This is a genomic window from Paenibacillus sp. JT22N7 (assembly GCF_059383875.1).
This window is the reverse complement of record NZ_JBXENY010000004.1, coordinates 251,588-265,569: the sequence shown is the minus strand read 5'-3', so window position 1 is coordinate 265,569 and position 13,982 is coordinate 251,588. Positions and strand designations below refer to the sequence as shown.

Annotated in this window: 10 protein-coding genes; 5 read left to right on the top strand and 5 right to left on the bottom strand. The window is 50.7% G+C overall.

Annotated features, from left to right (window positions below; translation table 11 throughout):
* Nucleotides 1-78: 78 nt before the first annotated feature.
* A complete protein-coding gene (locus tag AC50Y5_RS12740) occupies nt 79-1,395 on the bottom strand; it encodes a deoxyguanosinetriphosphate triphosphohydrolase family protein (RefSeq protein ID WP_056036644.1) in 1,317 nt (438 codons plus the stop codon).
* 147 nt (nt 1,396-1,542) lie between these two features.
* Here AC50Y5_RS12740 and cls point away from each other — a divergent pair, with 147 nt between their 5' ends.
* The 4 genes from cls (at nt 1,543) to AC50Y5_RS12720 (ending at nt 6,444) form a co-directional block, all read left to right on the top strand.
* Nucleotides 1,543-2,988: a cardiolipin synthase gene (gene cls / locus AC50Y5_RS12735; protein WP_494861060.1), complete on the top strand. Its 1,446-nt coding sequence runs from the start codon at nt 1,543-1,545 to the stop codon at nt 2,986-2,988.
* Between the two features lie 561 nt (nt 2,989-3,549).
* Nucleotides 3,550-3,939 (top strand): Fur family transcriptional regulator, encoded by a 390-nt coding sequence (locus AC50Y5_RS12730; RefSeq protein ID WP_056036648.1) that lies wholly within the window; start codon nt 3,550-3,552, stop codon nt 3,937-3,939.
* Nucleotides 3,921-4,772 (top strand): winged helix-turn-helix transcriptional regulator, encoded by an 852-nt coding sequence (locus AC50Y5_RS12725; protein WP_494861058.1) that lies wholly within the window; start codon nt 3,921-3,923, stop codon nt 4,770-4,772. The genes AC50Y5_RS12730 and AC50Y5_RS12725 overlap by 19 nt, the downstream gene beginning before the upstream one ends.
* A gap of 172 nt (nt 4,773-4,944) precedes the next feature.
* Complete coding sequence (locus tag AC50Y5_RS12720) at nt 4,945-6,444, top strand: catalase (protein ID WP_494861056.1); 1,500 nt, start codon at nt 4,945-4,947, stop codon at nt 6,442-6,444.
* Between the two features lie 181 nt (nt 6,445-6,625).
* On the opposite strand, the gene AC50Y5_RS12715 is transcribed toward AC50Y5_RS12720, so the two are convergent.
* Nucleotides 6,626-7,549, bottom strand: coding sequence for a methyltransferase domain-containing protein (locus tag AC50Y5_RS12715; RefSeq protein ID WP_056037072.1), 924 nt, complete (start codon nt 7,547-7,549; stop codon nt 6,626-6,628).
* 440 nt (nt 7,550-7,989) lie between these two features.
* Here AC50Y5_RS12715 and AC50Y5_RS12710 point away from each other — a divergent pair, with 440 nt between their 5' ends.
* Nucleotides 7,990-9,576: a hypothetical protein gene (locus AC50Y5_RS12710; protein ID WP_494861054.1), complete on the top strand. Its 1,587-nt coding sequence runs from the start codon at nt 7,990-7,992 to the stop codon at nt 9,574-9,576.
* Between the two features lie 103 nt (nt 9,577-9,679).
* On the opposite strand, the gene AC50Y5_RS12705 is transcribed toward AC50Y5_RS12710, so the two are convergent.
* The 3 genes from AC50Y5_RS12705 to AC50Y5_RS12695 are packed head-to-tail and all read right to left on the bottom strand — an operon-like array spanning nt 9,680 to nt 13,739.
* On the bottom strand, nt 9,680-11,530 hold the full coding sequence (locus AC50Y5_RS12705; RefSeq protein WP_494861052.1) for an ABC transporter ATP-binding protein: 1,851 nt from the start codon (nt 11,528-11,530) through the stop codon (nt 9,680-9,682).
* Nucleotides 11,523-13,268, bottom strand: a complete 1,746-nt coding sequence (locus AC50Y5_RS12700) for an ABC transporter ATP-binding protein (RefSeq protein WP_494861050.1) — start codon at nt 13,266-13,268, stop codon at nt 11,523-11,525. The genes AC50Y5_RS12705 and AC50Y5_RS12700 overlap by 8 nt, the downstream gene beginning before the upstream one ends.
* 12 nt (nt 13,269-13,280) lie before the next feature.
* The gene (locus AC50Y5_RS12695; RefSeq protein ID WP_056036661.1) at nt 13,281-13,739 is read right to left on the bottom strand and encodes a MarR family winged helix-turn-helix transcriptional regulator; all 459 of its coding nucleotides are present in this window, start codon (nt 13,737-13,739) and stop codon (nt 13,281-13,283) included.
* Nucleotides 13,740-13,982 lie beyond the last annotated feature (243 nt).

Sequence of the window (13,982 nt, the reverse complement as noted above, 5' to 3'; positions counted from 1 at the left end):
ATGACGATCGGAAGCCAATCTTTTCATGCAGCGCAGCCTCTTTTTTCACCAATGCTAGAACGACGCTTTAAATTAACGCTAGTCCATTTCATAGATCGAGCCCGATTTACTAGCATAAAGCTCAGCGTAGACCTTCTCCGCATAAGCATCGGTCATGCCGGAAATATAATCCGCGACGAAGCGCGGCCAAGTCCAGTTTTGCTTATGCTGCTCATAATTGGCAATCCAGTCTGGCGGAATGATGAGCCGTCCGTGCTCGGGGATGCGGAAGCTCTCCCACAGTCTGCGGATCATAATTTCGCTGCGTTTTTGCAGACGCTGGACGCGGAAATCTTTAATCAGCGTCACCCATGCCAGCTTCTTGAGAATTTCCATCGTCCGCAGCAGCTCCAGATCCTGCTGTCCGTCCTTGACGAAGGTAACCTTCTTCCAGCCTGGTGTAGAGGAGTCAATAATGCCGACCTTTCCGGCAAAAACGCTGACCCAGCGCGCTTTCATCTCCCTGCGCGTGCGCGACGTTTCCTGATCGTACAGCGCATACAGCTCTTCCCATTGCTCCAAATAAGCGGCGAGCACCTTCTTCACCATCGCGGGAATGTCCACCTGATGCCAGCCAACCTCCATATTGCCTTGGTCCTCAACAATTTCCTGTACCAGATGGTCAATCAGGCGCTGATCTTCAAAAAACGTACGATTCATCTGGATTTTGCCTGCACGGATGCCATCCTCAATATCATGGGTGGAATAAGCGATATCATCGCATAAATCCATCAGCTGTGCTTCGAGGGTGGAACGGCCCTTGGGCATTTTCCAAGAATGGCGCAGCTGCTCAATATCTGCCCATTCGGAGCTGTACAGCCCTTTAAGACGTCCGGGCTCATCCAGCGAATAAGGGTATTTATTCGTAGCCAGCAGCACGGCTGCGGTCAGATCAAGCCCGCTGCCGCTGCCGGCGCGCTTCTCCAGAAACATGAGGATGCGGAAGTTTTGCGCATTACCTTCATAGGTCATGCCATGCTCTTCATGAAGCAGGTGATCGAGCACCTCTTCGCCTTTGTGGCCGAATGGCGGATGGCCCAGATCATGGGCCAGCGCCGCAATTTCGACGACGGCGGGATCGAGCATCAGGCCGGGATGTTCTTTTTTAGCTAAAAAGGCATATTGCTTGCCCAGTCTCCGCGCAACCTCACGGGCGATTTGGGAAACTTCAAGCGAGTGCGTCAGCCGCGTGCGGTAATAATCGCCAGAACCAGCGCCGAACACCTGTGATTTTCCCTGCAGCCTGCGAAAAGCGGGGGATTGAATCAAGCGGGCATAGTCCCGTTCATATTCGTCTCGTTCTTCACTGAAAGTTCCCAGCGCAGGTTCGTCCAATCGTAGCTTGCGTAAGTCCATTGTTGTTCCTCCCATGCCGCTCCAGCAGTTCTTTTGAAAAATTGTAGCATACTTTCATGTTTGAACATATACCGCCCATAGAGTATGATTTGATTAATTATAAAAAAATGTGCATGTTGTAAATGGCATAACGAGGGAGCTTTAGCGATGACTACGTATCAAGACTTTTATTTCATCTTCACCTTGCTGAATATATTGCTCGCTTTCGCCCTTGTCTTCTTGGAGAGACGCAACGTCAGCTCTACTTGGGCTTGGATTATGGTATTATCTTTCATTCCTGTATTCGGTTTTATTCTTTATTTGATTCTCGGCCAGCAGCTGCGCAAGCGCAAATTGTTCAAGCTGCTCGGAGACAGCCAGCGCATCATAGAAGATACCGTGGATCGGCAGAAGCTTCAGCTTCAGGATCGCAATACTGTTTTTCATGATGCCGAGACGAACGACTACCGGGATATGATTTTTATGAATTTGGTCAGCAGCTACGCCTTGTTCTCGCAAAATAACGCCATTCGCATTTATACCGAGGGCAACGAAAAATTCGACGCGCTGATTGCGGATATCTCCTCCGCAGAGCATCATATTCATCTGGTGTATTACATTGTGCGTAATGATGTGCTGGGCAACAGGCTGCTCAGAGCGTTGGTAGCGAAAGCGCAGCAAGGCGTAGAGGTCAAGTTTCTCTATGATCACATCGGGAGCTCGGGACTGCCGCGGTCGTTTTTCAACAAGCTGCGGGAAGCAGGCGGCAAAGCGCAAGCCTTTTTCCCCTCGCGCATTCCTTATGTAAATTTAAAGCTGAACTATCGCAATCATCGCAAGCTGGCTATTATCGACGGCATGACCGGCTATATTGGCGGATTTAATGTGGGAGACGAATATTTGGGCTTGGACAAGCATTTCGGCGAGTGGAGGGACACGCATTTGCGGGTGAATGGACATGCGGTGCATCAAATGCAGGCACAGTTTCTCATGGATTGGAATCTCGCGTCGTCAGGCACGGTGGAGCTGAATAGCAGCTATTTTCCGGTAATCAAAGAAGGCGGCGGCATTGGGATGCAGGTTGTAGCCAGCGGCCCAGATTCCGAGGATCAGCAAATTAAAGATGCTTATATTAAAATGATTTATTCGGCAAAACGGTCGATTTGCTTGCAGACGCCTTATTTTGTGCCAGACGAAAGCTTAATGACCGCCCTGAAAATTGCCGTCCAATCCGGTGTGAAGGTGCAGGTTATGATTCCGAAAAAACGCGATCATTTCTTTGTTTATTGGGCGACCCGCGCTTATATTGCCGAGCTGCTGGCAGGCGGCATTGAATGCTATTTGTATGAAAAAGGCTTCCTGCATGCCAAAACAATTGTCATCGATGGCAAGATCGCTTCGGTGGGAACAGCGAATATTGATATTCGCAGCTTTAAGCTGAATTTTGAGATGAACGCTTTTATTTATGAGGAAAGTACAGCGGGACAATTAAAGGAGATTTTCGAGGTGGATATTGAAAATAGTATCAAGCTACAGAAAGACGAGTTTGCAAAGCGTCCGCTCTTTGAACGCTTCAAGGAGTCGATCAGCCGGCTGCTCTCACCGATTCTGTAGGCAGCATAAAGGGATTCCGCTTATCGATGATAACCGGAATCCCTTTAACTTTCTGACTCACTTCTATTCAATTTATTCAAACGCTCCATTCCAAAGTTCGCATTTCCATGTACAACTTCCATTCATTATTGCACTTGCCATAACCGAATGAACTCTCATTGAAAACCAAACTATCAAAGTTAAGTATTGCTTGAATTATTGGTATTGCTAGACTGGGTGACGGTGCAACCTTCTCGCTTGCTCATTATGGTGAGTTCCCGCATGTCCGGATGATCCTTGCAATCTCCTCTCCGTTTAAATGGGTGACATGCTTCGCTTACGCTACTCCAACGGGCTATCCCCTCTCGATTAGGATAGGTACATCATATCTTATTATTTGAAATTTGTAAATATTCAGAATATTACAATTCCTTATTTTTCGCAAAATGATTCCAAAGTCTTGAGCACTTGGATTCAGCTTGATTTTGGCAATAGGCCATAAGGGCATAGAGGTGGGGTTGACTGATTTTGACAACATAATTATACTTAGTCTAAATCAAAAATTGAAGGAATGAAGGCCTTATGGCAAAACTAAACTTAACGGTTCAGCGCAAGGCGATTTTGGACGTGATCCAGCAATCTCACGACCATCCGGCAGCAGCTGATATTATTGAACGTTTGCGGAGCAAAGGCTTTAACTTTGCTTACGGAACGGTATACAATTCGCTTCGTTATTTAACCGATGCAGGGGTGATCCGCGAGCTCAAGCTTGGTGAGGCGGTTAGCCGTTACGATGGGCGTACGGAAGAGCACCAGCATGTCATGTGCAGCAAATGTGGGCGTATTGAAGAAGTGATGATTGAGGTGCCGCAGGAATGGACGCGCCGAGTTGCGGAGGAAACGAGGTTCATTATTCACCATTCACATATTGTGTTAGAGGGGGTTTGCGAGTCATGCGCGAGCCAATCGTAACGAATGAGGACAAACAGACAGCTTTAAATGGAAATAAGCTTGCCGGGCTGAATCAGGACGGCTTTGAGCCGGGTTTCACGGAGCAGGCGGACGCAGATATGCTGCTGGAAGGTGCGGTCTGCTCCATGACGAAGCGGGTTATGGTTGTCAGTCCGTTCCCGCAGCGGGTGCATAGCCTTCTGCAGCTGCTTGCCGCAGATTGCTTTGATCTATTTACGCTGCACGATTTGAATAGAGCGTTCGTGCATAGTTTGCAGCCCGAGCTGCTGATCTATGATGCGACGCCGTATGTCCAAGGCCACACGGATGCGGTAGAAGCGCTGCAGGCTGCTTTGCAGCACACGGCCCATCTTAAGGGAGTGCCGATTTTGTTCCTCGCAGGCGCTTCGGCAGGGGTGATCCGCCATCTGCTGCCTGATGCCGCAGCTATGATTGAATGGCCGGCAGTGCCGCAGGAGGCCGTTAACCAAATCAACCGCATGATGGAGCAGCAGCCGCAATCGAGCCCAGTGGTCGTATCCGGCTACCATTATAAAGATCTGACGGTCGATCTGAAAAGAATGGCCGTTTTCCGCGGCGAGCAGCGCATTGATCTGACAAAGACAGAATACGATCTGCTGCTCATGTTTATTACGTCCGACGGCTCCGTGCTCTCACGCGAGACGATGTTCGATTCCGTATGGGGCAGCCAGTTTCTCGGCGGCAGCAACGTAGTAGATGTGCATATTAAGTCGCTCCGCAAGAAGCTGAAGGACAGCGCAGTAGCGCCGAAATATATTGTGACGGTGCGCGGCGCGGGCTATCGGCTGGCGGATGAGGCAGCTTCATCTTAATGAAAATACCACTGGGGGTATAGCAGCCCTCAGTGGTATTTTTTATATGAAATGGTGTTCATCCGATCTTCATCATACGTTCATCTAAAATTCATGACAGGCATCGTTTGGTCTCGCTATAATAAGGTTAAATATTTAGACCAAGTCTAAATCCAACTCGGAGGTAATAACGATGACCAATAAGACGAATGTAACGAATACGAATCATCAATCTAATGCGAACTACATGACGACCAATCAAGGCGCGCCTGTTGCCGATAACCAAAATTCGCGCACGGCCGGACAGCGCGGCCCTACGCTGCTGGAGGACTATCATCTGCTGGAGAAGCTGGCGCATTTTGACCGCGAGCGTATTCCAGAGCGGGTTGTCCATGCCAGAGGCGCTGGCGCGCACGGCGTATTCCGCGTAGAGAACAGCATGGCTGCTCATACGAAAGCTCATTTCTTGCAGGAGGCGGGAGTGGAGACGCCGGTATTTGTCCGGTTTTCGACCGTCATTCATGGAACGGGTTCACCTGAGACGGCGCGTGATCCGCGCGGCTTTGCGGTGAAGTTTTATACGCAAGAGGGCAATATGGACATTGTGGGCAACCATCTTCCGGTATTCTTCATTCGCGATGCGATGAAATTTCCGGATATGGTGCATTCACTGAAGCCGTCGCCGCAGACGAATGTGCAGGAGCCTGGCCGCTATTGGGATTTTATGACGCTGTCGCCGGAATCGACGCATATGCTGACATGGCTGTTTTCCGACGATGGCACGCCTGCGACCTACCGGGAAATGGATGGCTTTGGCGTGCATGCGTTCAAGTGGATTAATGCCGAAGGCAAGCTGACCTACGTGAAATACCACTGGAAATCGAAGCAGGGGGTGCGCAATTTCACCGCTGAGGAGGCTTCGGAGATGCAAGGGCGCGATTTTAACCATGCGACAAGGGATTTGCACGATTCCATTGCAAAAGGAGATTTCCCGGAATGGGATTTGCATGTGCAGCTGCTGCCTCCTGAGCATATGGAGCGCTACTCCTTTGATCCGCTCGATCCGACCAAGACGTGGCCGGAGGATATGTACCCGCTGCATAAAGTCGGTACGATGACACTTGATCGCAACCCGGAAAATTATTTTGCCGAGGTAGAGCAGTCGGCATTCTCGCCGAGCGCTTTGGTGCCGGGCATTGAGCCGTCGGAGGACAAATTGCTGCAAGGCCGTTTATTCTCCTATCCGGATACGCAGCGTTACCGTCTGGGCGCGAATTATTTGCATATTCCAGTCAACTGCCCGTATGCGCCTGCCCGCAACCATCAGCGTGACGGAGCGATGACGATGAAAGCCGATTCCTCCAGCGTCAATTATGAGCCGAACAGCTTGAGCACAAGCCCGCAGGAAGCTGGGCAGGACCACGCCGACCATGCTGTTCCTGTTCACGGCTTTGCCGGTCGCCAGAAAATCGATAAAACCGATGATTTTACGCAGGCAGGCGAACGTTATCTTTCCCTTGCGGAACCACAGCAGGACAACTTGGTGAAAAATTTGATCAATGATTTGGGGCAGACGAACGCGGATATTCAGCTGCGTGCCATTTGCAACTTTTTCCGGGCCAACGTGGAGCTGGGGATGAGACTGTCTGAAGGGCTGGGCGTAGATATTCGCAAGCATATGCCGCAGCGTTAAGCAGACTCAGGGTACAGCGGAAAAGGATGCTTTTATATGGAATAGAAGAATGAAGCAGCAGACAAATGGCAGAAAAAAGGCAAGAAAAACAGGCGGGTACCCTGATCAATGGGGGCTCCGCCTGTTTGCTTTTATTTATTTTCCTCCTGCATCAAGCAGTTGGGAAATTATGCTGCAGCTGCTAGTAAACAGCCGTTTTTCTCCCCCCAATGATGACCGTCAAGTCGACTGTTACTTCAAGCGTAGGCCTCTGTTTTATTTGCTTTACAAGCGATTCTTTCATTCTCCAGGACAATGGCGTCATAGCAATGAAAGGCTCAATCAGCGGCTGGTGCAAAAGAAAGCGGTAGTGCAGCCGCCGGCTGCCCAGCACTTCAAAATATTCGCTAAAACGCTCTATAGTCGCAAGATTATCGTAAACGTTCCTCTTAAGATTCGTGCTGTGACTGCTATCCGTGCTGTTGTATAGCAAGGAGCGCAGCTCCTTTAAATAATCAGGTCCAGGAAAAACTTTAATGACATTGCCTGTATCAGCAAGCAGCCGCTGGAACTCGGCATAATTGGAAGGTGATAGGATATTGACGATGAAATCAAAGGAGTGGTCGGCAAATGGGCTGTAAGCCAAGTCTGCGACGCACCAGAATGCTTCGCCGTTATTTTTCGAAGCAAGCGCTATTGCCTCCTTGGAAATATCTAGGCCTGCCGCCAGCACCGCAGTATCTGAATTGCGGCTGAGCTGCTGCTGAAGCACGGACAAATGCGAGCCTTCCCCGCATCCAGCGTCCAGCAGCCTGATAGGCCCAGTCCGATCCTGCCATGAGCCGTTTATGCTCTCGGAAATATGGGAGAGGACGGGAGCGAAGAAGCCGCTGTCCATCACCTTTTTCCGCGCCTCGAATAGCGTTTTTTCGTATTTTGTACGCACAGGGCGGCTTAGAAAATGGACATAGCCATGCTTCGAAAGATCGTAGCTATGCTTGCTGCTGCACACCAGGCTTCGGCCGTCCCGCAGCTGCATGGAGCCTGTGCACATCGGGCAGCGGAGCAAATTGGAATAAGCGGGGGAGGTTAACGCCACCGCGAGCTTTTTTCTATTTTCACGCATTGCAAAAAGCACCTCATTCATTTGATTTGAGTAAATGAAAGTAGGCACAGATAAATAAACCTAGCTCCTTTGCACGAAAAAAGCTTGGCTCATCCTTCTGTACCTCTCATTAACGCAAACGAATGAATTTGATGATCATGCCGAGTTAACACTCCCACTGATGAATTTGAACGCAGAAGCTGCCGAAAGGCGCTTCCCTCAATAGATTATAGCAAAAAATCAACGAGCCTTCTCCTGATCAATATCGGGAAAAGGCTCATTTATTGGAGTGGACAGGTTTTTTGATGAGTACTCCACTAAGGAGCAATGCTTCCATCGCGAAGGGGCGGAAATCAAAATTCCTATTTTCACAAACTTTATAAAGGTGTTGTAATAAATGCGTTTTATGGTTAATATTGTTTCGGAAATGGCGATTATAAAAGAACGGGATGTGAACAGCGATGAGTACTGAGAACCCGTATGCCGGGCATGTAGTTCCAACCAATAATGATAGCGAGACTACAGGATCAAAGGTTTATACGCTAGTTTCTTTGATTGTTTTGGGTATCGGTTTATTGATGGCATTGGTTGGCTTTGGAAAAGAAATCATGATGAGCATGAAGGATTATAAACCGTTTGCTGGCATGACGGACTCGGCTTGGGTGGGGCTTCAACATTTGCGAGCTTTAATGGAATCATCTGAGTTTATGCATGTCGTAGGCAACACAGTCACCTTTAACCTGAAGTTTGCGGGCCTCGTATTTGTGCTTGGGGCTCTAGCGGGGTATGCCCTGCTTGCCTTGCCTTCCAAGGTGCGGCAGGGAGTCGTTATGCTGGGAGCCTTGATTGTTTTTGTACCTGCTAGCGTCTACAGCCATTGGTGGATGTATGTGCTTGGCAGCGAGCCATTTTTGCAGGAATCGGTAATGAGCATTCTGCATCCGCTGCTCAGCGCTTTGAAATATGCGGGTATACCTATCGCTATCATCTTTGCTGCGGGTGAGGGCCGGAGCCGCAGGGATGCTTGGCTGCCAGTCAAAGGGGCAGGCCTGTTTGCCCTCTCATCGCTTGCCTTTATAGGCAGCGGTTTGTTTTCCATGACCTTTCTGTTGTCGAATCCGGTGACTATGGGCTCAACGGATGTGTTGGACATGTATATATTAAGATCAGGACTGATGCAGGCCAACTTCAGTTCCAGCGCCGCCGCCAATGTACTGCAAATGCTGCTGTCAGCCGTGTCTTTGCTGCTCCTGTTCATTCCGCTGCGCCTGCTTTACAAGGCGACTTTCTGCGGAGAACGAGAGCTAGAGAAAAAGGTTGGTTATGCGGGACGCGCCATTACAGCAGCTGTGGTTTTTGCACTATTTACAATCATTTATTTTCTGCCTTATTGGGTGGAAGGCGGCTCGTTTGAGCCATTGCCAGAGCAGGGATGGCCGTCTTTTGGCTCCTCTATTTTATTATATTTCCTCATTTCGCTGGCAGGAGCGATTCCGCCGGCCGTGATTGCAATGGCGATGGCTGGGGCCTTTAGATCCAAGCAAAAAATAATCGTGTGGTCAGCTTCTATTGCCCTTTCAATTATTACCCTGTTAACCATTCAACCGTTTAAAATATCCAGTTATATGACCATTCGAGAGATGGGAATGTTGAATACGTTGTTTGCCGTTGTAACAGTCACCAGCTTCTCGGCAGCGGCAGTTTGGGCGGTCGCCGCTGTGCTGCGGCTGGAGGCCAAGCTGTCTATTCTCACGCTGCTGTCCGCTGCAGGCGGCATGCTGCTGCTTCAAACAGCACTGAATTACGGCAACTTCGTGCCTTCCTATCTGTACATTACAGATACTCATCGGTCGCCTGTAATGATGTTTATGCAAATGACACGAAGCGCGGAGATACTCAGCCAATCAGGAGAGGCAGTCATGAGAACAATTGGGGGGCTGTACGGCTATTGGATTGCCCTGCCGCCATTGCTCTTGTATGTGGCCGCGCATATGTTCCTTCCCAAACGGCAGCTGCTGCTCATTTTGTCAGGCGGGTTAAAAAAGTAGAAGCAGCTGAGAACGATTTTATCAAATAGGCAAACCATGCTGAAAATAAAGCAAAGGCGAGCGGAGTGATCTCCGCTCGCCTTCTTTGCCCTTGCTTGCGGCTCTAGCCGCTGCGCTGGAACTGGCTCATATACAGCTCATAGTAGAAGCCTTGCTGTTCTAATAGCTCGTCATGCGTGCCGCGCTCTTTAATGCCGCCGTCCGCAATGACGAGAATTTGATCCGCCTGGCGAATCGTGCTGAGACGGTGGGCGATCACAAAGCTGGTGCGCCCTTCCATCAGCTTGCGCATGGCGGCCTGTATATGCATTTCCGTCCGCGTATCAATGCTGCTTGTCGCCTCATCCAGAATGAGGATGGACGGATCGGCAAGCACAGCGCGGGCGATGGTCAGCAGCTGCCGCTGCCCTTGGCTGAGGTTGCCGCCACCAGCGGTGAGCGGCGTGTCATAGCCCTGAGGCAGCTTGCTGATAAAGCTGTGGGCGTTCGCCAGCCGCGCTGCTTGCTCAATCTCCGCGTCGGAGGCGTCCAGCCGACCGTAACGCAAATTTTCACGAACGGTATCGGAGAACACATAGGCATCCTGGAGCACAATGCCAAGCTGGCGGCGCAGGCTGTTTCGGTCCAGCTCGCGAATATTGGCATCATCGATTGTAATTTTGCCATGGTCAATATCATAAAAGCGCGTTAGCAAATTAATGATCGTTGTTTTGCCGGCTCCGGTCGGACCAACGAGAGCGATCATCTGTCCAGGCTTGGCCTCGAGCGATACATGGCTCAAGATCGGATGGCCTTCGCGGTAGCTGAACGATACGTCGTCGAAGCGGACATGGCCGCTGCATGCTGCAAGCTGCTTGGTGCCATCGCCTTCGTATTCCGTATCGGTATCGATCAGCTCAAATACGCGCTCGGCGCTCGCCACAGCAGATTGCAGCAAGTTAAACTGATTCGCAAGCTCGTTCAAAGGGCGCTGGAATTGCTTCGAGTAGTTCAGGAAGCTGACAATGATGCCGACGGTCGTCCAGTGATGCAGCGCCATCCAGCCGCCAACGGCAGCGATAAGGGCAAAGCTGAGATTGTTCATGACGTTCATGAAGGGGCCGATTGTTCCTGAATAAATTTGCGCTTGAATGCTCGCATTCGTCAGCTCGCCGTTCATTTTATCGAATTGCTCCGCAGCCCGCTGCTCGCGGCGGTACACCTGCACCACCTTTTGCCCGGCTACCGTTTCCTCAATAAAGCCATTCAGCTCGCCCAAATGCTGCTGCTGCTTGGAGAAGAAACGGCGGGTGAAGCCCGCCACCTTCTTAGTGAACAACAGCACGAACGGTATCGTTACCATGCTAAGCAGGGTCAGCCATAGATTGAGCGACAGCATAATGGCGAGTGATCCGGCAAGCATGATGACGCTGGACAACAGCTGCGTGACGCTTTGGCTGAGCGTACTGGACACATTTTCAATATCGTTCGTTGTCCGGCTCATCAGCTCGCCGTTCGTCTTGCCGTCGAAGAAGCGAAGCGGCAGCAGCTGCAGTCGGCCGAACAGGTCGCGGCGCATGTCCAGCACCGTATTTTGGGATGCGCTCACAACCAGCTTCTGCTGAAGCCAGGTCAGCACAGAGCTGCCTGCATATACAGCAAGCAGCAGGAAGCATAGCGACAGCAGTCCGTCATAGCTGCGCGGAATGATGTATTGGTCGATGGCGTGGCCAATGAGATACGGCGCGGCGAGAGACAGTAGCGTTGCGCCTATTGTTGCAAGCAGCACGCTTATTAACGTTGTGCGGTAGCGGCTCAAGTAGTTCCAAATACGGCGCAGCGTCTGGAGCGTATTTTTGGGCTTGGCTTTTGCGGTTGGAATGCCCGGAGGACCGCCGCGCATCCCAAGGTTCGGCAGAGCCGGCGCTGACGCTGGCGGGCGCTCACTAGGAGAGAAATGCTTAGAATCAGCCATGAACGGTCGCCTCCTTGCCAGCCTGCGACTGGTAAATTTCTTGATAAAGCTCAGAGGTGCGCAGCAGCTCGTTATGGGTGCCCTCTGCGGCAATTTGCCCATCATCGAGCACAATAATATGATCGGCGTCGATGACGGAGGAAATGCGCTGCGCAATCATAATGCTGGTGCGTCCTTTCATCAGCTGCCTTAGCGCCGCTTGGATCTGCGCCTCCGTTCTCATATCGATGGCGCTCGTGCTGTCATCGAGAATGAGCACCGATGGCTGGAGCAGCAGCGCACGAGCGATCGACAGCCGCTGCTTCTGCCCGCCGGACAAATTGACGCCGCGCTGGCCAAGCTGCGTGTCGTACCCTTCGGGAAGGCGGGTAATAAAATCATGCGCCGCCGCTGCCTTGGCGGCGGCAAGCATTTCGGCTTCGGTGGCCTCTGGCTTGCCGAAGCAAATATTTTCACGAATGGTGCCCGTGAACAAAATCGACTCCTGAAGCACGATGCCAATATGGCTGCGCAGGCTATTAAGCTCAATGTCGCGCACATCAACACCGTCCAGAAGCACGCGCCCTTGTGTGGCTTCGTACAACCGAGGAATCAGGCTGACCAGCGTAGACTTGCCTGATCCGGTTGCTCCAATCAAAGCGAGCTTCTGTCCCGGCTTAGCTGTAAAGCTAATGTCGCGCAGCTCATACGCCTTCTCTGCCGCAGCTATGCCCGCATAAGCGAATGAAACATGCTCGAACGCCACTTCTCCCGTTGTATCGTTATGTTGGGCAGCCGATTCGGCTGAGCGAATTTCCGATGACGTGTCAAGCACCTCCTGCACGCGCTGTGCAGAAACCTTCGCCGTCGAGAAGCGGACGAGCATCATCCCAATCATCGACAGCGACATCATAACCTGTGTCACATAATTAATAAAAGCAATTAAATCGCCGACGGGCAGCGTACCTTTTTGCACATCAAGACCGCCATACCAGAGCACGGCAGCAATCGCCGCATTCAAAATAAAAGTGAGAATCGGCATATTAATGGCGACCAATTGCATCGCCTTAATAGCCGAGCCCGTATAATCCCGATTCGCACGGCCAAACCGCTCGTTTTCATAGGTGGAGCGGACAAATGCTTTGGCGACCCGGATGCCGGTAAAGTTTTCTTGCAGCACCGTATTTACCGCATCCAGCTTCGACTGCATGCTCGCAAACAGCGGCAGAGTAGAGCGAATCAGCGCAAACATAACGATGAACAGCAGCGGAACGACAATGGCCAGAATGAGCGCCAGCTTCGGGCTAATAGTAATCGTCATAATAATGCTGCCAATGGCCAGCATTGGCGACCTGACAAAAATGCGCAGCAGCATTTGCACCATTGTCTGTAGCTGGACAATATCGCTCGTAAGCCGCGTAATCAACGATCCGGTCTTAAGCTCATCCAGGTTTCGAAAGGAAAACGTCTGTACCTTGCGGAATAAATCGCCGCGCAGATCGGCTCCGAATTTTTGCGAGGCAATGCTGGAGTATACGGTGCAGCCAACCCCGCCAATCAGGCCAACTAATGCGGCTGCAAGCATATATAAGCCTGTTATTTTGATATGGCTTAAATCGCCTTTAATGATGCCTTCATCGACAATGCTCGCCATCAGCTTAGGCTGGAGCAGGTCCATGCATACTTCCAAAACCATCAGCAATGGGGCAAGCAATACAGCGACCCAGTGAGGTTTTAAATATCGCGCAAGCTTGAACATCGTCCACTTCCTCTAATCCTGATTTCCCTCGGCAGGGTTCATCGCGTTTATATTATCGCCAATTCGGTGCAGCATCCCTTTGAGGATTTGTTTTTCTTCCTCGCTGAAGCCTTGCAGCGACTGCTCCTCTAGAAGGTGAAGCGTCTCGCGCAGCTTGCCAAGCATCGCTTTTCCTTTGTCGGTCATAAAAATGCGCGATACGCGCTGATCTCGTTGATCGGCTTCCCTGCGGACAATGCCGTTCTTCTCCATCCGGTTCAGCATCACGGTCAGCGTTGCCGCTTTAATATCAAGCTCCTGTGCCAGCTCGTTCTGGCTTCGTCCCGGTCCACGCTCCAAGGCGAACATCAGCGGCGGCTGCCCCGGATAAAGATCATAATCCTGGAGCTGGGCATGCAGCTGCTTCTGATGCTGACGGGTTAAATGGCGGAAAATCCGCGTAATATGGTCAGGCCCTCTGCGAAATGGCATAGCGGCACCCCTCTCTTTTTGAACATCATGCAGAAATTAGTTTGTCGACTAACTATATTTTAAAACGAGGCTGGAACCGCCGTCAAGCTTTATCCTTAGCGTCATGCAGCCTAATCCTAGTAATCATTGTGGTATTATAAAAAGTATTTTTGTATAAATTTGTATTGAATGTTATTGGTAACTATATTAAAATATGAATTGAGATTAACATAATTTCCTTATTTTATAACATAATTGATTGGA